The organism is Xanthomonas sacchari (genome assembly GCF_040529065.1).
Lineage (GTDB): Bacteria > Pseudomonadota > Gammaproteobacteria > Xanthomonadales > Xanthomonadaceae > Xanthomonas_A > Xanthomonas_A sacchari.
Genome location: NZ_CP132343.1, coordinates 3,454,297 through 3,475,447, shown reverse-complemented (window position 1 = coordinate 3,475,447; position 21,151 = coordinate 3,454,297). Strand labels below are relative to the sequence as shown.

The window sequence follows — 21,151 nt, the reverse complement described above, 5'->3', positions numbered from 1 at the left end:
GACGCGGTGAGGGTGGGGCGTCGGGACTGAAGTTCCTTCCTGGAGACGGCTTACTTCTCGGCGGTGGTCTCGTTGCCGGCGTCGCTGCGCTTCTGCGCGAACAGCCACTGCCACATCTTCGGATCGCGGTAGGTGGCATCCCAAGCGTTGTGGTTGCCCTGCGGGTATTCGGTGTAGCGCACGTCGGCGTCGAGGTTCTTGAACGCACGCACGATCTTGCGGTCGTCGTGCGGCAGCACCACGTCGTCCTGGGCGCCGTGGAAGATCCACACCGGCACGTGCCGCAGGCGCTGCGCCAGCGCGCTGTAGGGATCGGCCAGATAGGCCACCGGCGTCACCACCAGGTATTCGCGGTCCTCGTGCGGGGACAGGATCGCGCCGCAGATCGGCACCAGCGCGGCGAAGCGCTGCGGCTGCTTCAGGGCAATCTCCCAGGTGCCGTAGCCACCCATCGACATGCCGGTCAGATAGGTGCGTTGCGGGTCGCCGTTGAACTCGGCGCTGCTGTCGTCCAGCGCCTGCAGCGCCATGGTCGCGTTGGCGCCGTTCCATTCCTCGCCGTCGGGCGCCTGCGGCATCACCACCAGGGCCGGGAAATCGGCCAGGTGGCGGCGCAGGTAGGGGCCCAGGCCGGACGTGGTCTGGTCGCGGCCGTCGTCGCCGCGCTCGCCAGAGCCGTGCAGGAACAGCACGACCGGCACCGGGCCCTGGCGATGCGCCGGCGCCGGCACGAACACCTGGTAGCGGTAGATGCGTCCATCGAGGGTGAGCTGGCGGCTGACGAAGTGGCCGGTGGCCGGGTCGCTGGGCAAACTGCTGCAGCCGACCATCGACAGGCACAGCAGAAGCAGCAACGAACGCATCGACATGGCTGGCCCTCGGGTGGTGAGCCCGCAGTATCGTGGCCTTGGCGTCTTTCCGACAACCCGGGCAGCGGCGGCGGACATGCGCCAGTCAGCCGGCGGCCAAGGCGCGTGCCGGCGCGTCGTGCGCGTCGTGCCGGGGTGGTTGCGGCGACGCGTGCAGTCGCCGCGCACGCGCACGTTCTACAGCAGAACCAGGGTGGCCAGGCCGAGGAAGCTGAGGAAGCCCATCACGTCGGTCAGCGTGGTCAGGATCACCCCGCCGGCCAGGGCCGGGTCGAAGCCCAGGCGCTTGAGCGTCAGGGGCACCAGCACGCCGCCCAGCGCGGCGGTGAGCAGGTTGATGGTCAGGGCCGAGCCGATCACCAGTGACAGCAGCGGCTGCTTGAACCACAGCAGCACGATCAGGCCCAGGCCGATGCCCAGCGCCAGGCCGTTGATCAGCGCCACCGACAGCTCCTTGCGCAGCAGCACGATCACGTTGGAGGCGCCGATCTGGCCCAGGGCCAGGCCGCGCACCATCAGCGCCAGCACCTGGGTGCCGGCGTTGCCGCCCATGCCGGCCACGATCGGCATCAACGCGGCCAGCGCCACCAGCTTGGCGATGGTGCCTTCGAACTGGCCGACCACGCTGGAGGCGATGAAGGCAGTGCCGAGGTTGATCGTCAGCCACAGCAGGCGGCGCCGGAACGCGCGCCGCACCGGGCTGAACAGGTCTTCGTCCTCGTCCAGGCCGGCCGCGCTCATCGCCTGGTGCTCGGCCTGGTCGCGGATGATGTCGACCACGTCGTCGATGGTGATGCGGCCGAGCAGGATGTTGTTGTCGTCCACCACCGGCGCGGAGATCCAGTCGTGGTCGGAGAACTGCCGCGCGACCTCGTCGGCGCCTTCGCCGACGTCGATGGCCGGCTGCTCGTCGTCGATCAGCCGGTTGATCGGGGTGGAGTCCTCGTGGGTGACCAGTGCCGCCAGCGACACCCGCCCCAGATACTGGTGGCGGCGGCTGACCACGAACAGGTGGTCGGTGTGGTCCGGCAATTCGCCGCGCAGGCGCAGGTAGCGCAGCACCACGTCGACATTGACATCGGCGCGCACGGTGACCACGTCCGGGTTCATCAGGCGCCCGGCGCTGTCCTCGGGATACGACAGCACCTGCTCGAGCCGCTCGCGGTTCTCGCGGTCCATCGACTTGAGCACTTCGTCGATGACCGTGTCCGGCAGGTCCTCGACCAGGTTGGCGAGGTCGTCGATGTCCAGGTCTTCGACCGCGGCGACGATTTCGTCCGGGTCCATGTCCGCGAGCAGGCTCTCGCGCACTTCCTCGCCGACGTGGACCAGCACCTCGCCGTCGTCCTCCGGATCGACCAGCCCCCACACCACCTCGCGCTTGCCCGGCGGCAACGACTCCAGCAGGTTGCCGATCTCGGCCGGCGCCAGCGTATTGACCAGGCGCCGCACCGGGCCGAGGCGCCCGCTGTCCAGCGCGTCGGACAGCATGCGCAGCTGCCGCGCGGTCTTGTCGTGGCGGACGGCGTCGGCCATGCGCTGCTCCCTTCGGGTGAGGCCGCGCTCCGGAGAAACGCGGTCGGTCAGATGTTCATCCCAACATTATCGCCTGCATGTTGCGGGAAGCACAGTGTTGGTGGAGCCGGGAGTGGGGAATTGGGAATCGGGAATCGCAAGTGCAGAGCGGAGCCGGGGCAGTGCGCTCGGAGAGAAGCGACGGGGGTAGCAAGCGAAAAACTGCTCTTGGGGAAGCGGGCGAGAGGCAAAGGGCAGGGGGCAGGAACAGGGGAGCAGGGGAATAGGTAGCACCGAGAAGGAAGCAGAGAGCAGTGCAGAAGCCAGGAAAAAAGAAGGCAGAAAGCCAGGGAGAGGAATGTCGATGGGAGTGACGCATCTACGCCGGCACGCGGGCGACGGTTTTTTTGTGGGAGGGACTTCAGTCCCGACGCGATAAGGGTTCGGGCGTCGGGACTGAAGTCCCTCCCACAAGGTGGCAACGTTGATTGGCCCCGGCCTGCGCGCGCGGCGGGCCGGTTTTCTGTAGGAGCGGCTTCAGCCGCGACGGCGGTACCGATCAGGTTTGTCGCGGCTGAAGCCGCTCCTACGAGAGCCAACGCAGCGCACGCACGGGAACTACCCGATCGCGCAGCCCAGCCAACGCTCGATGCCCTTGCGGTCGCGGGCCTGCAGCAGTTTGGCGCCGCGCTGGCGCAGGGCCTGCAGGTCGGTGTCGCGGATCACCTGGCGCACTTCCAGCATCGTCGCCGGGTGCAGGCTGAACTCGCGCAATCCCAGCGCCAGCAGCATCGGCGTCAGCGCCGGGTCGCCGGCGATCTCGCCGCACACCGCCACCGGTTTGCCGTGGGCTTGGCCGGTGGCGATCACCTGCGCGATCAGGCGCAGCACCGCCGGATGCAGCGGCGAATACAGCTCGGCCACCGCCTCGTTGTTGCGGTCGGCGGCAAGCAGGTATTGCACCAGGTCGTTGGTGCCGATCGACAGGAAGTCGATGACGTCGATGAAAGTGTCCAGGGCGAGCGCCGCCGCCGGTACCTCGATCATCGCACCGAGTTGCACCTGCTCGGCGATGGCGTGGCCGTCGCGGCGCAACTGCGCGGCGATGCGCTTGAGATGGCGGCGCATCGCCAGCAGTTCCTCGCGCGCGCTGACCATCGGCACCAGCACCCGCACCGGCCCGTACGCGGAGGCGCGCAGCAGCGCACGCAGCTGCGTGTCGGAGACCTTAGGCCGGGCCAGCGACAGGCGCACGCCGCGCAGCCCCAGTGCCGGGTTTTCTTCGTTGCTCATGGTCAGGCCGGTGCGATCGGCCTTGTCCGCGCCCAGGTCCAGGGTGCGGATGGTGACCGGCCGCCCGCTCATGCCCAGCACCGCGTCGCGGTAGGTGTGGAACTGTTCTTCCTCGTCGGGCAGGGCGTCGCGCTGCAGGAACAGGAATTCGGTGCGGTACAGGCCCAGGCCGTCGGCGCCCAGCGCATGCGCGCGGGTGACGTCGTCGCGCGACTCGGCGTTGGCCAGCAAGGTGATGTCCACGCCGTCGCGGGTGCGGCTGGGCTTGGAGCGCAGCTTGCTCAGGCCGCGCTGCAGCCTGGCCTGCTCGCGCACGCGGCTGCGGTAGTCGCGCAGGTCGTCCGGGGTCGGGTCGACCAGCACCGCGCCCTGGGTGCCGTCGACGATCAGCACGTCGCCGTCGTTGATCTTCTGCAGCGCGTCGGCGACGCCGACCACCAGGGGCAGGTGCAGGCTGCGCGCCAGGATCGCGCTGTGCGACAAGGTGCTGCCGGCGCTGGTGACGATGCCGACCACGCCTTGCGCCTGCAGTTGCGCCAGTTCCGACGGCGCCACGTTCTCGCACACCAGGATCTCGCCGGCCAGGCCTTCGCTGTCCGGTTGGCGTTTCTGCAGGAACGCATGGATCCGCCCGATCACATGGTCCAGATCATCCATGCGGCTCTTGAGGTAGGCGTCCTCCATGTCGTCGAACACGGTCGCCAGGCGGTCGCGCTGCAGACGCAGCGCGTAGTCGGCGCTGTATCGGCCGGTGCGGATCAGTTCGTCCAGGCCGTGCAGCAGTTCCGGGTCGTCGAGCAGCAGCGCGTGCAGGTCGAGGAATTCGCCGACCTCCTTGGCCAGGGCGCCGTGCAGGCGCTGGCGCAGGCCGTGCATCTCCTCGCGCGCGGCGTCCACCGCGCGGTGCAGGCGATCGAGTTCTTCGGGGATCTGCGCGGCGCCGATGCGTTGCTCGGCCACCTCCAGCGCATGCGGCAGGCGCACCCGCGCCCGGCCCAGGGCATTGCCGCGCGAGGCGCCATGGCCGGCGATGCGCACGCTCACCGCGCGTGCCCCGTGCGGCGGCACCGCGTCCCTGCCTGCGGCCGCCGGCGGCGCATGCTCAGCTGTCCTCGTCGAAGCGCCGCTCGAACAGGTCGACCACGGCCTTGAGCGCCTCGGCTTCGTCGGCGCCGTCCACCCGCACCGTCACCGGCGTGCCTTGCGCGGCGGCCAGCAGCATCACGCCCATGATGCTCTTGGCGTTGACCTCGCGGCCCTTGGCCGCCAGCGTGGCATTGCAGCGGAACGAAGACAGCGTCTGCACCAGCTTGGCAGTGGCGCGGGCATGCAGGCCGAGGCGGTTGGAGACCAGCAGTTCGCGTTCAAGCATCGTCGATCACCACGCCGTTGCGCGAGCCGGCGGCGGCGGTCGCGGGCAACTGCTCCAGTCCTTGTTCGGGGTAGTTCATGATCCGCAGCAGCATCGGCAGGCTCAATGCCGAGACGCGCCGCACCGGCGTGCCCAGGCGCGCCAGCCGCGCGGCGAGATTGCTCGGGCTGGCCCCGTACAGATCCGTCACCACCAGCACGCCATCGCCATCGTCCACCCGCCGCAACGCCGCAGACGCCTGCGGCAGCAGCGCGTCGAGGTCGGCATCGAACGGCACGTCGAACGCTTCGGTTTTCAGCGGCAATTGCCGCAACAGCCGGGTCGCCACGCTCAGCAGCGCGGCGCCGATCCCGGGGTGGGTGATGAGGAGAATGCCACAGGCCATGGGAGAACGTTAACAGGTCAGGCAGGGCGCAGGGAATGCCTGTGGGGAGCTGGGATTGGGGATTCGGGATTGGGGATTCGCAAGAGCCAGAGCAATGCCGCTTCTGCCAATCCCGAATCCCCAATCACCAATCCCGGCTTTTCGATCAATCCTGCTCGCGATGGAAGGTTGCCACTTCCGGCCAGCCCTGTTCGCGGGCGTGGCGGGCCAGGCGTTCGGCCAGGTACACCGAGCGGTGCTTGCCGCCGGTGCAGCCGAAGGCGATGGTCACGTAGCTGCGGGTGTCGTTGCGCAGCCGCGGCAGCCAGGTGTCGAGGAAGTCGATCAGCTGCGCGGTGTAGCGCTGCACGTCCGGTTGCGCGTCCAGGTACTCGCGCACGCCGCTGTCGCGGCCGGTCATCGGGCGCAGCTCCGGGTCCCAGTGCGGATTCGGCAGCACCCGCGCATCGAACACGAAATCCGCCTCGGCCGGCACCCCGCGCTTGTAGGCGAAGGACTCGAACAGCAGCGACAAGGTGTTCTCGGCGGACAGCGCAAACTCGGTGGTGACCCGCCGGCGCAACTGGTGCACGTTGAGCGTGCTGGTGTCTATCACCGCATCGGCCGCCTCGCGCAGCGGCTCGGTCAGGGCGCGCTCGCGCTCGATCGCCTCCGGCAGCGACAGGCCCTGGTGCGACAGCGGATGACGCCGGCGGGTGTCGGCGTAGCGCTTGATCAGCGCCTCGTCGTTGGCGTCGAAGAACAGCAGCCGCGCATCCAGGCCGAACTGCGCCACCGCCTCGCGCCAGCGCGAGAGCTGGGTCAGGTCGCTGTGGCGGCTGCGCACGTCGATGCCCACCGCCAGCTTGCTGGGGCCGGCGTCCTCGCGCACCAGGCTCTTGACGAAGGCCGGCAGCAATTCCACCGGCAGGTTGTCGACGCAGTAGTAGTCCAGGTCCTCGAAGGTCTTCAGCGCCACCGACTTGCCGGAGCCGGACAGGCCGCTGACGATGACCAGGGTGGAGGTGTTGGCACCGGCGGTCATGGATTGCGCCGCTCCAGCAGGTTGCTGTGGCGGGCGATGAACATCGCCGCCGGATCGATGCCCTTGGTGCGCAGGATGTGCAGGCGCGTGGCGGCCTCGGTCAGCACCGCCAGGTTGCGGCCGGGCATCACCGGCAGGGTGATCAGCGGCACGTCCAGGTCCAGCACGTGGCGGGTGCCGGAATCGCCGGTGAGGCGCTCGTAGCCGTGGGGCGTGGGCTCGGTCATGGGCCGGGTCAGGTGCACGATGAGCCGAAGGTACTTGTTCTTCTTTACAGCCGTGTCGCCGAACATCTCGCGCACGTTGAGCACGCCCAGCCCGCGCACTTCCAGCAGGTCCTGCAGCAGTTCCGGGCAGGTGCCGTCGAGCACGTCGGGGGCGATCTGGGTGAATTCCGGGGCGTCGTCGGCGACCAGACGGTGGCCGCGGCTGAGCAGTTCCAGCGCCAGTTCGCTCTTGCCCGAGCCGGCCTCGCCGGTGATCAGCACGCCGATCGAGTAGATCTCCATGAACACGCCATGCAGGATCACCCGCGGCGCCAGCGTGCGGGCCAGGTGGTAGGAGAGGTGATTGAGCAGCTCGTGGCCGCGCTTGGGCGAGACCCACAGCGGCGTATCGGATTCGTCGGCGGCCGCGCGCAGGTCCTCCGGGCACGACTGGTTCTTGGTGACCACCAGCGCCAGCGGCCGCACCTGCACGATCTTCTCGATGGTCTCCCAGCGCTGGCGCGCGTCCAGCGAGTCCAGCCAGGCCAGTTCCTCGGTGCCGAGGATCTGCACCTTGTTGGGGTAGATGGTGTTGAGGTAGCCGGCCAGCGACGGCCGCCGCGAGACCGCATTGCCGGCCTCCAGCACCCGGTGTTCGCCCTTGTGCCCGGCCAGCCAGCGCAGGCCCAGGCGGTCGCGCTGCTGGTCGAACAGTTCGCGTGCGTCGATGCTGGTGTTCATGCGGCGGCCCGTGGCGCGCCGCCGAGCAGCGCATACAGTGCGGCGGCGTCCGGCGCACTGCGCAGGGCGTCGCGGAATTCCTCGATGGAGAACTGCTCGGCCAGTTCGGACAGCAGCATCAGGTGTTGGTGGGTGTAGTGCGCCGGGACCGCCATGGCGAAGATCAGGTCGACCAGGGTGCCCTGGCCGTCGAAATCGATCGGCTGTTGCAGGCGCAGCAGTGCGCCGCGTGGGGCGTCCAGGTCCGGCGCACGGCCGTGCGGGATGGCGATCCCATGGCCGATGGCGGTGCTGCCGAGCTGTTCGCGCTCGCGCAGGCTGGCGAAGAGTTCATCGGCGCCGGCCTGCTGGCAGGCCAGCAGACCGGCGGCGGTGTGCAGCAGGGTGTCGCGATCGGCGGCCGGAAGCACCTGGGTGCTGACGGCCGCCATCAGATCGGTCAAGGGCATGGCGGCGCAACGTGGGGAGGATCACGCGAGATTGTCGCGCACCTCGGCCGCATGATGGTCGTGCTTCTTTTCCTTGTGCTTGATGATCAGCCGGTCCAGCTTGTCGGCGAGCAGGTCGATCGCCGCGTACATGGTCTGCGCGCTGGCGTCGGCGTGCAGGGTGCGGCCGGGGACATTGACGGTGGCCTCGACGTGGTGGTCGGGCTTGCGCAGCGCCAGTTGGGCGCGGACCTCGATGGTTTCTTCGTAGTGTCGCTTCAGCCGTTGCAGCTTGGTCTCCACATACTCGCGCAGGGCGGGGGTGACTTCGATCTGCTGGCCGTAGGTCTCGATACGCATCGGATACTCCTTGGTTCGGGTTTCACACCTATGACCCATCGCCGCCGCCGCTAGCCGATTCGAACGCGTTCGTGGGAGGCGGAAATGTTCATGGCCTCACGATACTTCGCCACGGTGCGGCGCGCTACAGGCACGCCGGCACTTTTCAGCAGGTCGGCCAGCTTGGCGTCAGAAAGCGGCTTGCGCGGATTTTCCGCCTCGATCAGCCGCCGGATCATCGCCTGGATCGCCGTGCTGGACGCCTCGCCGCCGCTGTCGGTGTCGATGCCCGAGGCAAAGAAGGCGCGCAGCGGGATGGTGCCGCGCGGGGTGCGCACGTACTTGCGGGCGATGGCGCGCGAGATGGTGCTTTCGTGCAGGCCCAGTTCGCCGGCGATCTCGCGCAGGGTCAGCGGCCGCAGCGCCTGCTCGCCGAACTCCAGGAAGCCGGCCTGCTGCTTGAGCAGGCACCGGGTCACCTTGAGCAGGGTCTCGCCGCGTGCCTCCAGGCTCTTCAGCAGCCAGCGCGCTTCCTGCAGTTGCCCGCGCAGGTAGCCGGCGTCGCTTTCGCCGCACTGGCGGATCAGCCGCTCGTAGCCGCGGTGGATGGTGACCTTGGGCTGGGCGTGCGCCGACAGCGCCGCATGCCACACCCCGCGCTGACGCCAGACCACGCAGTCCGGCACCACGTAGGTGTCGCTGCCCAACTCGCCGATCTGCTTGCCCGGGCGCGGGTCCAGCGAGCGCAGCAGCGCGACCGCGGTGTCGACCTCCGCCGCCGGGCGCTTGAGTTCGTGGGCCAGCCCGGCCACGCCGCTGCGCGGCAACCGCTCCAGCGGACCGTTGGCGATGATGCGGGCCAGCGCCAGGCCCGGCGTGTCCTCGGGCAGGGTGTCCAACTGCAGAGTCAGGCACTCGCCCAGGCTGCGCGCGGCGATGCCGGCCGGGTCGAAGCGCTGGATCTGGTGCAGCACGGTGAGGATCTCGTCCTCCTCGGCGGCGATGTCCGGGCGCAGGGTCTCGGCGATCGCGGCCAGCGGCTCGCGCAGGTAGCCGTCGTCGTCGAGCGCGTCGATCAGCGCCGCGCCGATGCTGCGGTCGCGCGCCGACAGCGGCGACAGGTGCAACTGCCACAGCAGGTGGTCGATCAGGGTGTCCGGCTCGGCCACGCGCTCGGCCGCGCTGCCCAGGTCGTCGTCGTCGAACGAACCGCCGCTGCCGCCGGCCCAGGCCGGTTCGGCATCGGCCCAGTCGGCGCCGTCGCTGGCCGGCGCGGATTCGCCGCGGTCGCCATCGCCGTCGTTGCGCGTCTCGGACGTTGCGTGGTCGTGGTCGTGGCCATGGTCGGCGCTATCGCCGCGTTCGAACGCGGGTGCAGCGTCCTCGGACCATTCCAGCAGCGGATTGCTCTCCACCGCCTCGGCGATCTCCACTTCCAGCTCGGCGCTGGACATCTGCAACAGCTTGATCGCCTGCCGCAACTGCGGCGTCATGACCAGGTGCTGTCCCAGCGATGTCTGCAGCCGTGCTTTCATCCTTCGTGTGTACTCAGCAGTGAAGCGGTTCTGAATCTTAGCGTTGTCTCGGAGAAGTTACTTGCGCTCGGCGGCAGGGCCCCGCTGTAACGGTGTTTGACATTTGTGTTGACGTTGAATTGATTGGTGTGATATGTATCACGAGCGTCAGCTTTGCAATGGAGCTTTCGCGGATAACCAATAGGCTAATACAAAAAGGAGTTTGTTATCATGGCCGTACCAGCTTTTGCTAAGAAATTCGCTGGAGTGTTATTGCTTGCGGTCACAACGGCCGCATTCGCAGATTCGGTTACTATTAATGGGGTAAACTACAGCTGTACTAATAGTTGTGTCGTTACTATTAGTGGTGGAAGTTTTCAAGTCGCTGATTGTTGCGGCGGCCAAGTCACTATGAGATTTAGTACTCCCGGCACTCCCAAGCCCGGAAATTGATATAACGGTAATTGCGCTTCCGAATGAGGCGTCAATACAAATGTTCTAATTGGGGGTGCGATGAAAAAGGTGCTTTTTATTTTCTGTTCCATCGCACTTCTTTTTGTGGTGGCTTTTTATTTTTTTGGGTCCTCTCGCATCGGAAAGATGGTTGGTAGAGATGAGGATGGGGGCGTTGCGCTGCCCGCTGATAAGGACAAGGTGGCGGAAAATAATTCCGCTAGATCGGTGGCTAACGCTTCTGATGACTCTTTAGTCAAGGGCGATGTGCTTGCTGATGCTGATGGTGCGAATAAGGTGAGTGGAGCTGAAGCTCCGATCGGGGAGAGTTCTTTACTCTCTGGCGATGCTCTGTCTTTAAGCAAGGCCAAGAAGCTTCTCGATAGAGATAATTTTCCGGCTCTACTCCGTGGTTTCGCGGGTAAGTATGCCGGCGATCCGGAGGCTCAGGAGTTAAAGAAAATTTATCTATCTGCGATGAAAGAGAAGCTTGCAGCGCGCAATGATGTCAGTGGTATCGATTTTGAGTGTGGCACATCTGTCTGCGTTGGTAAGGTAAATATGTCTGGAAATAAGGATGATGAGGGTCTTGTTTCTGGAATTTTTGGTCCTCCTACTCCGGCTTATGGGTTGTTGGAAACGTCTGAGGTCGTTGGGGGAGGGGTGGAAAAAAGGTTTGTTTTTTCCACCGATCCTAAAGTCAATGCGATATCCTCAAACTAACATCAAAGTTTGAATGTTTCTCCGAGGTAAACTCTTCTCACCTCTGAGTTCGCAAGAAGCATTTCCGGGGAGCCCTGCGCCAACACGCTGCCCTCGTTGAGGATATACGCCCGGTCGCAGATTCCCAAGGTTTCGCGCACGTTGTGGTCGGTGATCAACACGCCGATGCCGCGCTGCTTGAGGTGGGTGACGATGCGCTGGATTTCGCCGACCGAGATCGGGTCGACGCCGGCGAAGGGCTCGTCGAGCAGCATCAGCCGCGGCTTGGCCGCCAGCGCGCGGGCGATCTCGCAACGGCGGCGTTCGCCGCCGGAGAGGCTGGCGCCGAGCTGGTCGGCGACGTGGCTGATCTGCAGTTCGTCCAGCAGCGCCACCAGTTCGCGTTCCTGCCCGGCGGCGTCCAGGTCCTCGCGCAGTTCCAGCACCAGGCGGATGTTGTCGGCGACGCTGAGCTTGCGGAACACGGACGGTTCCTGCGGCAGGTAGCCGACGCCGAGCTTGGCGCGCTTGTACATCGGCAGCGCGGTGATGTCGTTGCCGTCGAGCACGATGCGCCCGGCATCGGCGTCGACCAGGCCGACGATCATGTAGAAGCAGGTGGTCTTGCCGGCGCCGTTGGGGCCGAGCAGGCCGACCACTTCGCCGGCCTCCAGGGTCAGCGCGAAGTCGCGCACCACTTCGCGCTGCTTGTAGCGCTTGCGCAGGCCTTCGGCGAGTAGCATCACTGGCCTCCTTGCTTGGCCGGCTTGGCGGGTGCCGCGGCCGGCTTGGCGGCGGGCTTGGCGCCGTTGGCAGGCGTGGCGCCCGGAGCAGCGCCGGCGTTCTTCGGCTGGATCACCGTGTGCACGCGCGTGCCGTCACCACCGCCCTGCATGTCGCCGGTCTTGGTGTTGTAGACCATGCGCTGGCCGGCATTGGTGCCCTTGGGCGATGTCATGCGGTAATTGCCGGTGAGGATCACCGTGTCGGTGGGCACCTTGTAGTCGATGTTGTCCGCGACCGCGTCCATCGGCGAGCCGTCGTCCAGTTCCTGCTTCAGGGTGGCCTGCTTGCCGGTCAGCACGACGCGATCGATGTCGCCGTTCTTGCGGAACAGGTCGGCGGTATCGGCATGGATCTCCAGCGTGCCCTGGATGATGACGACATTGCCGAAGAAACGGACCTTGCCGTCGTCGGCCATCATGTTGCCGTCCTGCGCGTCGGACTTGATGTCCATCGGCTGGTTGCGGTCGGTCGACTTGGCCAGCGCCAGGGTCGGCAGCAGCAGGGCGAGCAGGGCGAGCTTAGCGGGCAGCATTCGGTTCATAACGGGACTTGACCTGTGAAAGGAGCTTGTACTGCCGGGATTTCAGGTCGACCTGGAAGCCGACGCCGGTCTGCATCATACCGGGCCGGGTCATCGTGACCGGGTCGGCGGTGCGCGCGCTGTTGGTCTGCGGGAAGACGTCCAGGCTCTGGGTACGGAAGGTGGTGGGCGGGATGCTGGGCACCTTGGGGCTGTCGCCGGCGACGTCGCCGCGCAGGCGCAGTTCGTCGCCGTCGGCGCTGACCCAGCCGGTCTTGCTGCGCATTTCCCAGTGCTGGCCGTTGGCATCCGGCAGCAGGAACAGCGGGGTCACGATCGCCATCGTCTGGTCGGCGCGGCTGCGTTCCATCTGCGGCGCGCGCAGGGTCATCGCTTCCTTGCCCTGCTTGTCCAGGCTGACGATCTCGAAGTCGCGGGCGATGTAGTCCACGCTGGCTTCGTCGGAAGGATTGCGGCTCGGCTTGCTGCGCTGGTTCCAGGCCGACCAGCCGCTGATCAGCGCCCCGACCAGCAGCAGGCCGCCGAGAGTGGTGCGCCAGTTCATGCGCCGTGCTCCTGCAGCAGTGAGGGGACATGGCCCTGTGCGGCCAGCAGGACGTCGCACAGTTCGCGCGCGGCGCCTTCGCCGCCGCGGGCGCGGGTGGTCCAGTGCACGTGTTCGGCGGTCCAGGGGTGGGCGTTGGCCGGGGCGACGGCCAGGCCGACCACGCGCAGCGGCGCCAGGTCGGGCAGGTCGTCGCCCATGAAGCAGACCTGCTCCAGGCCGATGCCGCGCTCGTCGCACAGGGCCTGCACGCCGGCACGCTTGTCCTTGACCCCGATCTGCACCAGCAGGCCCAGCTCCTGGCCGCGCTTCTCCGCGGCCAGGCTCGGCCGCGCGGTGATCAGCGCCACGTTGATGCCGTGCCGGCGCAGCTGCACCAGGCCCTGGCCGTCGAGCACGTTGAAGGCCTTGCTCTCGTTGCCGTCGCGGTCGTAATACAGGCGGCCGTCGGTCAGCGTGCCGTCGACGTCGAAGCACGCCAGGCGGATCCGGGCGGCGCGGTCGATCAGGTCGGCGGGAAGGTCGGCCAGCGGGGAATAGGGCATGTTCGGGATATCGGGGCGGGGAGGCCGGCTTTCCAGCGGCCAGGGCCAGCGGCGTGAGGCACCGCGGGCAGTGAACGGGTTCAGCCTGTTAAACCACTCTGGCGCGCAACAGGTCGTGAATGTTGAGCGCGCCGACCGCGCGGCCGGCCGCATCGACCACGATCAGGCCGTTGATCTGGTGGGTCTCCATCAGCCGTGCGGCCTCGGCGGCGAGCTGGTCGGCGCCGATGGTGCGCGGCTTCCGGGTCATCACCTCGGCGATGCGGGTCTGGCGCACGTCCAGCGCGCTGTCCAGGGCGCGGCGCAGGTCGCCGTCGGTGAACAGCCCGAGCAGGCGGTCGTCGGCGTCCACCACCGCGGTCATGCCCAGGCGCTTGCGGCTCATTTCCACCAGCGCCTCGCTGAGGCTGGCGTCCTCGCGCACCTTGGGCAGTTCGTCGCCGCGGTGCATGACGTCGGTGATGTGCAGCAGCAGGCGGCGGCCGAGGCTGCCGGCCGGGTGCGAGCGGGCGAAGTCGTCGGCGGTGAAGCCGCGTGCGTCCAGCAGCGCCACTGCCAGCGCATCGCCCAGCGCCAGCGAGGCGGTGGTGCTGGAGGTCGGCGCCAGGTCCAGCGGGCAGGCCTCGGCCGGCACGCTGACGTCCAGGTGCAGGTCGGCTTCGCGCGCCAGCGTGGACTGCGCGCGCCCGGTCATCGCGATCACCGCATTGCCTTGGCGCTTGAGCACCGGCAGCAGCATCAGGATCTCGTCGGACTCGCCGGAGTAGGACAGCGCCAGCACCACGTCGGCGTCGGTGATCATGCCCAGGTCGCCGTGCCCGGCCTCGCCCGGGTGCACGAAGAACGCCGGGGTGCCGGTGGAGGCGAGGGTGGCGGCGATCTTGCGCGCCACATGGCCGGACTTGCCCATGCCGGTGGCGACCACGCGCCCGCGCGAGCCCAGGATCAGCCGGCAGGCGGCCGCGAACTCGGCACCGATGCGGGCGCCGACCGCCGCCAGCGCGGCCTGTTCGATCTCGACCACGCGACGGCCGCTGGCGACCAGGCCGGCGTCGTCGGGCATCGTGGGAGACAGGGGCGATACATCCATGCGGGTGCCGGTCGGAGGGTAGAATGGCCGATCATTTTATTAGGAAAGCCCGGTGGACGCCGAAACCATCCGTAAACTCATCGAGGCCGGCCTGCCGGACGCGCAGGTGCAGGTGCAGGGCGACGACGGCGTGCACTTCGAGGCCACCGTGGTCAGCGCCGCCTTCGCCGGCAAGCTGCCGCTGGCCCGCCACCGCATGGTCTACGCCACCCTGGGCGAGCTGATGGGCGGGGCGATCCACGCGCTGGCCCTGAATACCCTGACCCCCGAGCAGGCCGAGCGCGCCGCCGGCTGAGCCGCCGCGCGCCCGTTTCTCCCCTTTCAATTCCCCCACGAGACCCATGGCCAAAATCGTAGTGACCGGCGGCAACGCGCTGCACGGAGAAGTGAACATTTCCGGCGCCAAGAACGCCGTGCTGCCGATCCTCTGCGCGACCCTGCTGGCCGATGCGCCGGTGGAGATCACCAACGTGCCGCAACTGCACGACGTGATCACCACGGTGAAGCTGCTCGGCGAACTGGGCGCGGAAGTCACCATCGACGAGGGCACGCTGTCGCGCGGTAGCGCGATCACCGTCGACCCGCGCAAGGTCCACCAGCACGTCGCCCCGTACGAGCTGGTGCGCACCATGCGCGCCTCGATCCTGGTGCTGGGACCGCTGCTGGCCAAGTTCGGCGCGGCCGAAGTGTCGCTGCCGGGCGGTTGCGCGATCGGCTCGCGGCCGGTCGACCAGCACATCAAGGGCCTGCAGGCGCTGGGCGCGGAGATCAGCGTCGAGAACGGCTACATCAAGGCCAGCAGCAACGGCCGGCTCAAGGGCGGCCGCTACGTGTTCGACATGGTCAGCGTCACCGGCACCGAGAACGTGCTGATGGCCGCGGCCCTGGCCGACGGCACCACCGTGCTGGAGAACGCGGCGATGGAGCCGGAGGTCAGCGACCTGGCCGACTGCCTGATCGCGCTGGGCGCGAAGATCGAAGGCGCCGGCACCTCGCGCATCGTCGTGCACGGCGTGGAGCGCCTGTCCGGCGGCCGTCACGCGGTGCTGCCGGACCGCATCGAGACCGGCACCTTCTTGGTCGCCGCGGCGATGACCGGCGGCAGCGTCACCGTGCGCCGCGCGCGCGCCGATACCCTCGACGCGGTGCTGGACAAGCTCACCGAGGCCGGCGCCAGCATCGAGACCGGCGAAGACTGGATCCGCCTGGACATGCACGGCAAGCGCCCGCGCGCGGTCAGCCTGACCACCGCGCCGTACCCGGCGTTCCCCACCGACATGCAGGCGCAGTTCATGGCGCTCAACTGCGTGGCCGACGGCGTCGGCGTGATCAACGAAACGATCTTCGAGAACCGTTTCATGCACGTCAACGAACTGCTGCGGCTGGGCGCGGACATCCAGATCGAAGGGCACACCGCGATCGTGCGCGGCGCCGAGCGGCTCAGCGGCGCGCCGGTGATGGCCACCGACCTGCGCGCCTCGGCCTCGCTGATCCTGGCTGGCCTGGTCGCCGACGGCGACACCACCATCGACCGCATCTACCACCTGGACCGGGGGTACGAGAACATCGAGGAGAAGCTGGGGGCGCTGGGCGCGTCCATCCGGCGCGTCGCATGATCCTCAGCGGCCGCTTCAGCCGCCGGCGCAAGGTGTTGCTGGCGATCGTGGTGGTGCTGCTGGCCTGGGTCGGCTATGCCTGGTACACCGGCATCGCCATCACCCAGGGCATCGAAGAGCGCGACATGGACTGGAACGGCGACGGCCAAGTCACCCGCGACGAGATCTGGCAGTCGTTCTACGCGGTCGGCGTCAGCCGCACCCAGAACGGCCCGCGCGAGTGCAGCACGTTCTACTGGCGCAGCACCGGCGCGCAGATCCGCGTGGATTGCCGCACCACCTTCAAGGCCGCACCGGCGGAGAAGAAGTAACGGCGTGGGGCAGGGCGCCGCCCAGTCGGCGCCCGCGTGGGGAGTGCTGCAGAGAAAGGCCCGTCGGTCGTCACGGTCCATGTGCCGTGGATAGGAGTCGACGCGCGCCGCTTGGGGTCTGCCGCAAGTCGCTAGCGGTTTCCGCAAGACGATTCGCATCCGCGCGTCGGGGCTGAAGCCCCTCCCACATGGGAAGCACCACGGGCAGGGAATTGCTATTGCGATTCCCGAATCCCAAATTCCGGCTCACCGCGTCGCGGCTGAAGCCGCTCCTACATGGGAAAAATCCCGGCGGGGAGCCGCTGTTGCGATTCCCAATCCCGGCTCCCCAATCCCAGCCCTCACACGGGAACGATCACGCCCAGGGAACCGCTTTCACGATTCCCCAATCCCCATTCCCCAATCCCGGCTTCTCAGCGCAACGCCTTGATCGTCAGGTCCAGCGCGTCCTGGCCGTTCTCGCGTTGCAGGATGCGCACCGGCACCGGCATGTCCGGCACGATCCAGGCCACGATTTCCTTGGAGCCGTCGGTGCGGCTGACCTTGGTCGCCTGTTCGGTCTTGCCGTTGACGGTGACCGCTTCCTTGCCGGCGATGCGGTAGGTCATCGGCTTGGCGCGGCCCTCGTCGACCATGCGGTAGCTCGGGGTCTTGCCGGCGTTGACGTCGCGCGCGATCGCCAGGTTGATCAGCAGCGCGTCCATGTCGCCCGGCTGCAGTTTCACCGGGCCGCGGCGGTCGGCCTTGAGGTCGCCGCCCCAGGTCGCCTGGCCGGTACTCCAGTCGTAGTTGGCGGTCACCGCCTTCTTCTTGATCAGGAACACCGAGCGGTCGTCGCTGCTGAGCGGACGCAACTGCCCGCCCTTCTCCTCGAACACGGTGCTCTGGCTGAGGTCGGCGACCTGGTTCTTGATCGCCAGGCTGTAGCGCCAGCGGTCGCCGCCTTGCTTGGCCAGGGTCATCACGCCGTTGGCCTGCATGCCCATGTAGCTGGCTTGGTAGTCCGCGGTGAACGGCTCCAGGGCCAGGGCGGGCAGGCTGGCGGTGGCCAGCAGGGCAGCGGCGAGGGCGGTCAGCGGGCGGGCGATGCGGGTCATGGTCAGGCTCCTTGGTATTCGGTCAGGCGCAGGTCGATGCGGTCTTCGCCGTCTTCGCGCTGCAGGATGCGCACCGGCGTCGGCACGCCGTTGGCGATCCACAGGATGGTCTCATTGCGGCCGCCGTTGGTGCGCGACACCCGCAATGCGTCGTAGCTGATGTCGCCGACCTGCACGGTCTCGGTCTGGTCAGCGGCGCGGTACACATGTTCGCGTACCCGGCCGACGTCGACAAAACGATAGGTCATGGTCTTGCCGGGTTGCGCGTCGCGCATCAGCGAGAGGTTGAGCAGCAGCGCGCTCTGGTCGCCGGGCTGCAGCGGGATCGGCGCCTGCCGGTCCTTCTTCAGGTCGCCGTCCCAGCGCGCCACGCCCTGCTTCCAGTCGTACACGCCGGTGACCTTCTTGCCGAAGAACACCGCCTTCTTGACCGTGCTCTGGCTCTGCGGGACGTAGCGGCCGTCCTGCACGGTGAACACCGTGCTCTGCTCGATGTTCAGGCCAAGGATGCTGGCGAAGCCGCTGCGGCCGTGCACGCCCAGGTCGACCCGCCACTGGTCGCCGCCGGTATGCACCACGTCCATGCGCGCGTCGCCGGCCGGCTTGCCCTTGTACAGGGCATCGTAGGTGGCGACGAAGGGCTGCAGCGGCGGCGGTGTCCAGGCCTCGGCAGGCAGCGCCGGCGCCGCTGCGGCGGACGGCGCGGGCGTGGCGGTTGCGGGCGTGGTCGGAGCAGGAGCGGTCTGCGGCGCCGGCTGCGCGGCCGGCGCCGGCGCGACCTGCGCAGCGACGATGGGCGCCAGCAGGCCGAGGCCGGACGCGACGAGGAGGGCGAACGGACGCGGAGCGAGCTTCATGGGATCGGCTGGCGTGAGCGGAAGGGAAGAAGGGGGAGGGGCCGCGGACAGGTGCGGCAGCGCATTCAGGGAAGCAGCACGTCGTCGCAATCTAGGCGCAGCGGACTAAACCGGCACTGACCGTCCAGCCACACCTTGCCGTCCCGTTCAGCCAGGCGGCCCGCGGCCGCCAGCCGCAGCACCGCGCACAGCAGCCGGTGCTCGCGCGGCAGCAGGCGCCGCGCCAGGTCGTCCGGGCCTTCGCCGGCCTGCACCGGCACCCGTACCTGCGCGATCACCGCGCCGGCATCCAGTTCCGGCACCACGAAATGCACGCTGGCGCCGTGCTCGGCGTCGCCTGCCGCCAAGGCCTGGGCGTGGGTGTGCAACCCGCGGTACTTGGGCAGCAGCGAGGGGTGGATGTTGAGCAGGCGTCCGCCGAAACGCTGCACGATGCCGGCGCCGAGGATGCGCATGTAGCCGGCGCAGACCACCCAGTCCGGCTGCGCCGCGGCGACGGCGTCGCCCAGCGCCTGGTCGAACGCAGCGCGGTCGGGGAAGGTCTTGGGCTGGGCCGCCCAGCGGCGGTCCGGCGCCACCATCGCCAGCGCCGGCGCTTCGGGGCGATCGCCGAACACGCCGACCACCTCGGCATCCAGGGTGCCGGCGGCGATCGCGGCGAGGATGGCCTGCAGGTTGGAGCCGCGGCCGGAAGCGAGCACGGCGAGGCGAAGCGTCATCGGACAGGGTTCCGGAACAGGGCGCCCACCGCGGGGCGTTGCAGCGTCAGCAAGGTGGCGATGCCCAGCGCAGTGCCCAGCGGGAAGCCGAAGCAGGTGATCGCGGCGCCGGCATAGCACAACCGCAGCCGGCGACGCTGGCGCAAGGCCTGCGCTACCAGGATGTTGAGGACCAAGGAGAGCAGGATGACGCCCAGCAGGAACGACAGCATCGCGATCGCGACGACGCCACCCTGGGCCTCGTCCGGGCTCTGGCCGACGGCGTTGAGCTGCGCCTCCTCGTGCACGCCGTAGGCCAGGACGGCGCCCACCAGCAGCATCGCCACCATCTGCATTCCCGCCATCACGCCATACAAGGTCGACAGGGTGTTCAAGTCGAAGTTGGCGCGCGCCACCTCGGTGTCGGGGTGGCCGCGTGCGGGAAGAGGCGGTGGCAGCGACATGGTCGGTCTCAGCGCGGCGTGGAGGGGAGGGGTGGCGCGGCACGTCGCCATGGCCAGGCGCTGGCGCAGCCCAGCGTGGCCAGCAGCATGTCCATGTGCGCATCCCAGGGGTCGCCCTGCTGGCCGTTGTAGGACTCGGCCTGCTGCGGCGACAGCAGCAGCGCGATCAGCCACTCGAGCCATTCGTAGACCAGGCTGGCGCACATGATCGTCATCGTCGCCAGCACGAAGGCCTGCCGCGCCGACAGCGCCGGCCAGCGCTGGCGCGCGTGGTCGCGCAGCGCCGGCGCGAAGCACGCCCCGAACAGCAGGTGGATCAGCCGGTCGGTGTGATTGCGCTGCCAGCCGAACGCCGCGCTCGGCGACCAGCCACCGGTCAGCGCGCGCAGCCACTGGTCGTAGGGCACATTGGAGTAGAGCCAGTGCGCGGCGATGTTGTGCACGCTGATGAAGAGGCAGATGGCGGCGAAATGGCCGGTGCGTAGCGGCCAGCGCCGGTCGTGCCAGACCAGCCAGGCCAGGCCCAGCACCGCCAGGGAGCTGTGCATGGCCTGTTCCGCCGGCCACAGCGGCCGCAGCCAACTGGCGGCGAACACCGCCAGCGCCAGCGTCAGCCAGGCGCGCTTGGCCGCCGCCATGCGGCTCAGCCGATGTGGACGCGTTCGCCAGCGTCCGCGGCGGCCACCACCGCGCCGATCTGCCAGTGCGCCAGGCCCAGGGTGTCCAGGCTGCGCTCCATCGCGGCCACCTGCGCCGGCGCGGCGACCAGCACGAAGCCGATGCCGCAGTTGAAGGTGCGCCACATCTCGCTGTCGGCCACCGCGCCTTCGCGCTGCAGCCACTCGAACACCGGCGGCAGGGTCCAGGCGCTGGCGCGGATGTCCAGGCCCAGGCCCTCCGGGATGACGCGGATGATGTTCTCGGTCAGGCCGCCGCCGGTGATGTGCGCCATGGCATGGATGCCTTCGCCCTGTTCGCGCAGCAGCGACAGGATCGGCTTGACGTACAGCGCGGTCGGCGCCATCAGCGCATCGGCCAGGGCCACGCCGCCGACCTGCAGGTCGGCCGGGCGCCCGGCGCGGTCGTAGATGCGGCGGATCAGCGAGTAGCCGTTGGAATGCGGACCGGAGGAGGCGATGCCGATCAGCACGTCGCCCTGGCGCACGCGGGCGCCGTCGAGCAACTGCGACTTCTCCACCGCGCCGACGGTGAAGCCGGCCAGGTCGTACTCGCCCGGCGGGTACATGTCGGGCATTTCCGCGGTCTCGCCGCCGATCAGCGCGCAGCCGGCCAGTTCGCAGCCGCGGGCGATGCCGCCGACCACCGCCACGGTGGTCTCCACGTCGAGCTTGCCGGTGGCGAAGTAGTCCAGGAAGAACAGCGGCTCGGCGCCCTGCACCAGCACGTCGTTGACGCACATGCCGACCAGGTCGATGCCGATGGTGTCGTGGCGGCCGAGCTGCTGCGCCAGCTTCAGCTTGGTGCCGACGCCGTCGGTGCCGGACACCAGGACCGGCTCGCGGTACTTGCCGGACAGGTCGAACAGCGCGCCGAAGCCGCCCAGCCCGCCCATCACCTCGGGGCGGAAACTGCGCTTGACCAGGGGCTTGATGCGTTCGACGACGGCGTTGCCGGCATCGATGTCGACGCCGGCGTCGCGGTAGGTCAACGGGGCGGCGGCGGGGGGCTGGGAAGTGGTCACGGGCGGCGGGGTCGGCGGAAAGGCGGCGATTTTAACAGGCCGCATTGGCGCTAGGCCCG

Annotated in this window: 25 protein-coding genes; 4 read left to right on the top strand and 21 right to left on the bottom strand. The window is 68.3% G+C overall.

Annotation, left to right across the window (positions count from 1 at the left end; all coding sequences use genetic code 11):
- Window positions 1–50 precede the first annotated feature (50 nt).
- From RAB71_RS14680 to RAB71_RS14635, 10 genes are all read right to left on the bottom strand, one after another.
- On the bottom strand, window positions 51–869 hold the full coding sequence (locus tag RAB71_RS14680; protein WP_010344113.1) for a prolyl oligopeptidase family serine peptidase: 819 nt from the start codon (window positions 867–869) through the stop codon (window positions 51–53).
- Between the two features lie 177 nt (window positions 870–1,046).
- Window positions 1,047–2,405, bottom strand: coding sequence for a magnesium transporter (gene mgtE / locus RAB71_RS14675; RefSeq protein ID WP_010344112.1), 1,359 nt, complete (start codon window positions 2,403–2,405; stop codon window positions 1,047–1,049).
- Window positions 2,406–3,002: 597 nt separating this feature from the next.
- Window positions 3,003–4,721 (bottom strand): phosphoenolpyruvate--protein phosphotransferase, encoded by a 1,719-nt coding sequence (gene ptsP, locus RAB71_RS14670; RefSeq protein ID WP_010344111.1) that lies wholly within the window; start codon window positions 4,719–4,721, stop codon window positions 3,003–3,005.
- A gap of 58 nt (window positions 4,722–4,779) precedes the next feature.
- Entirely contained in the window at window positions 4,780–5,049 is a 270-nt protein-coding gene (locus tag RAB71_RS14665; protein ID WP_010344110.1) for an HPr family phosphocarrier protein, read from the bottom strand.
- The gene (locus RAB71_RS14660; RefSeq protein ID WP_010344109.1) at window positions 5,042–5,434 is read right to left on the bottom strand and encodes a PTS sugar transporter subunit IIA; all 393 of its coding nucleotides are present in this window, start codon (window positions 5,432–5,434) and stop codon (window positions 5,042–5,044) included. The genes RAB71_RS14665 and RAB71_RS14660 overlap by 8 nt, the downstream gene beginning before the upstream one ends.
- Before the next feature lie 145 nt (window positions 5,435–5,579).
- A complete protein-coding gene (gene rapZ, locus RAB71_RS14655) occupies window positions 5,580–6,458 on the bottom strand; it encodes an RNase adapter RapZ (protein ID WP_010344108.1) in 879 nt (292 codons plus the stop codon).
- A complete protein-coding gene (gene hprK, locus RAB71_RS14650; protein WP_010344107.1) occupies window positions 6,455–7,405 on the bottom strand; it encodes an HPr(Ser) kinase/phosphatase in 951 nt (316 codons plus the stop codon). The genes rapZ and hprK overlap by 4 nt, the downstream gene beginning before the upstream one ends.
- Entirely contained in the window at window positions 7,402–7,854 is a 453-nt protein-coding gene (locus RAB71_RS14645) for a PTS sugar transporter subunit IIA (protein WP_010344106.1), read from the bottom strand. Before RAB71_RS14645 ends, hprK begins: the two co-directional genes overlap by 4 nt.
- Window positions 7,855–7,875: 21 nt before the next feature.
- Window positions 7,876–8,193 carry a ribosome hibernation-promoting factor, HPF/YfiA family gene (gene raiA, locus RAB71_RS14640; protein ID WP_010344105.1) on the bottom strand — a complete coding sequence of 106 codons (318 nt, stop codon included), beginning with the start codon at window positions 8,191–8,193 and terminating at the stop codon, window positions 7,876–7,878.
- A gap of 50 nt (window positions 8,194–8,243) precedes the next feature.
- Window positions 8,244–9,707, bottom strand: a complete 1,464-nt coding sequence (locus tag RAB71_RS14635) for an RNA polymerase factor sigma-54 (RefSeq protein ID WP_010344104.1) — start codon at window positions 9,705–9,707, stop codon at window positions 8,244–8,246.
- Window positions 9,708–10,199: 492 nt separating this feature from the next.
- Between RAB71_RS14635 and RAB71_RS14630 the strand changes: the two genes are divergently transcribed.
- A complete protein-coding gene (locus RAB71_RS14630) occupies window positions 10,200–10,862 on the top strand; it encodes a hypothetical protein (RefSeq protein WP_138985777.1) in 663 nt (220 codons plus the stop codon).
- A gap of 2 nt (window positions 10,863–10,864) precedes the next feature.
- On the opposite strand, the gene lptB is transcribed toward RAB71_RS14630, so the two are convergent.
- From lptB to RAB71_RS14605, 5 genes are all read right to left on the bottom strand, one after another.
- Window positions 10,865–11,584 (bottom strand): LPS export ABC transporter ATP-binding protein, encoded by a 720-nt coding sequence (lptB, locus tag RAB71_RS14625; RefSeq protein ID WP_010344103.1) that lies wholly within the window; start codon window positions 11,582–11,584, stop codon window positions 10,865–10,867.
- A complete protein-coding gene (lptA, locus tag RAB71_RS14620; RefSeq protein ID WP_029562261.1) occupies window positions 11,584–12,168 on the bottom strand; it encodes a lipopolysaccharide transport periplasmic protein LptA in 585 nt (194 codons plus the stop codon). The genes lptB and lptA overlap by 1 nt, the downstream gene beginning before the upstream one ends.
- Entirely contained in the window at window positions 12,146–12,712 is a 567-nt protein-coding gene (gene lptC, locus RAB71_RS14615; RefSeq protein WP_010344101.1) for an LPS export ABC transporter periplasmic protein LptC, read from the bottom strand. The genes lptA and lptC overlap by 23 nt, the downstream gene beginning before the upstream one ends.
- Window positions 12,709–13,257: an HAD family hydrolase gene (locus RAB71_RS14610; protein ID WP_010344100.1), complete on the bottom strand. Its 549-nt coding sequence runs from the start codon at window positions 13,255–13,257 to the stop codon at window positions 12,709–12,711. Before RAB71_RS14610 ends, lptC begins: the two co-directional genes overlap by 4 nt.
- Before the next feature lie 88 nt (window positions 13,258–13,345).
- On the bottom strand, window positions 13,346–14,347 hold the full coding sequence (locus tag RAB71_RS14605; RefSeq protein WP_029562260.1) for a KpsF/GutQ family sugar-phosphate isomerase: 1,002 nt from the start codon (window positions 14,345–14,347) through the stop codon (window positions 13,346–13,348).
- Between the two features lie 52 nt (window positions 14,348–14,399).
- On the opposite strand from RAB71_RS14605, the gene RAB71_RS14600 reads away from it, so the two are divergent.
- From RAB71_RS14600 to RAB71_RS14590, 3 genes are read left to right on the top strand one after another with little or no spacing between them, the layout of a single operon-like run.
- Window positions 14,400–14,642, top strand: a complete 243-nt coding sequence (locus RAB71_RS14600) for a BolA family protein (RefSeq protein ID WP_010344098.1) — start codon at window positions 14,400–14,402, stop codon at window positions 14,640–14,642.
- Between the two features lie 46 nt (window positions 14,643–14,688).
- The gene (murA, locus tag RAB71_RS14595; protein WP_010344097.1) at window positions 14,689–15,963 is read left to right on the top strand and encodes a UDP-N-acetylglucosamine 1-carboxyvinyltransferase; all 1,275 of its coding nucleotides are present in this window, start codon (window positions 14,689–14,691) and stop codon (window positions 15,961–15,963) included.
- Entirely contained in the window at window positions 15,960–16,274 is a 315-nt protein-coding gene (locus RAB71_RS14590) for a hypothetical protein (protein ID WP_010344096.1), read from the top strand. The genes murA and RAB71_RS14590 overlap by 4 nt, the downstream gene beginning before the upstream one ends.
- A gap of 413 nt (window positions 16,275–16,687) precedes the next feature.
- Here the strand turns inward: RAB71_RS14590 and RAB71_RS14585 are convergent, their stop codons facing one another.
- The 6 genes from RAB71_RS14585 to purM form a co-directional block, all read right to left on the bottom strand.
- Complete coding sequence (locus RAB71_RS14585) at window positions 16,688–17,371, bottom strand: DUF3108 domain-containing protein (protein WP_010344095.1); 684 nt, start codon at window positions 17,369–17,371, stop codon at window positions 16,688–16,690.
- 2 nt (window positions 17,372–17,373) lie between these two features.
- Window positions 17,374–18,228, bottom strand: coding sequence for a DUF3108 domain-containing protein (locus RAB71_RS14580; RefSeq protein WP_041500362.1), 855 nt, complete (start codon window positions 18,226–18,228; stop codon window positions 17,374–17,376).
- Between the two features lie 65 nt (window positions 18,229–18,293).
- Window positions 18,294–18,947, bottom strand: coding sequence for a phosphoribosylglycinamide formyltransferase (gene purN, locus RAB71_RS14575; RefSeq protein ID WP_010344092.1), 654 nt, complete (start codon window positions 18,945–18,947; stop codon window positions 18,294–18,296).
- The gene (locus RAB71_RS14570) at window positions 18,944–19,390 is read right to left on the bottom strand and encodes a hypothetical protein (RefSeq protein ID WP_010344091.1); all 447 of its coding nucleotides are present in this window, start codon (window positions 19,388–19,390) and stop codon (window positions 18,944–18,946) included. Before RAB71_RS14570 ends, purN begins: the two co-directional genes overlap by 4 nt.
- 8 nt (window positions 19,391–19,398) lie before the next feature.
- A complete protein-coding gene (locus RAB71_RS14565) occupies window positions 19,399–20,028 on the bottom strand; it encodes a DUF2238 domain-containing protein (protein ID WP_010344090.1) in 630 nt (209 codons plus the stop codon).
- Window positions 20,029–20,033: 5 nt separating this feature from the next.
- Window positions 20,034–21,092 (bottom strand): phosphoribosylformylglycinamidine cyclo-ligase, encoded by a 1,059-nt coding sequence (gene purM, locus RAB71_RS14560; RefSeq protein WP_010344089.1) that lies wholly within the window; start codon window positions 21,090–21,092, stop codon window positions 20,034–20,036.
- Window positions 21,093–21,151 lie beyond the last annotated feature (59 nt).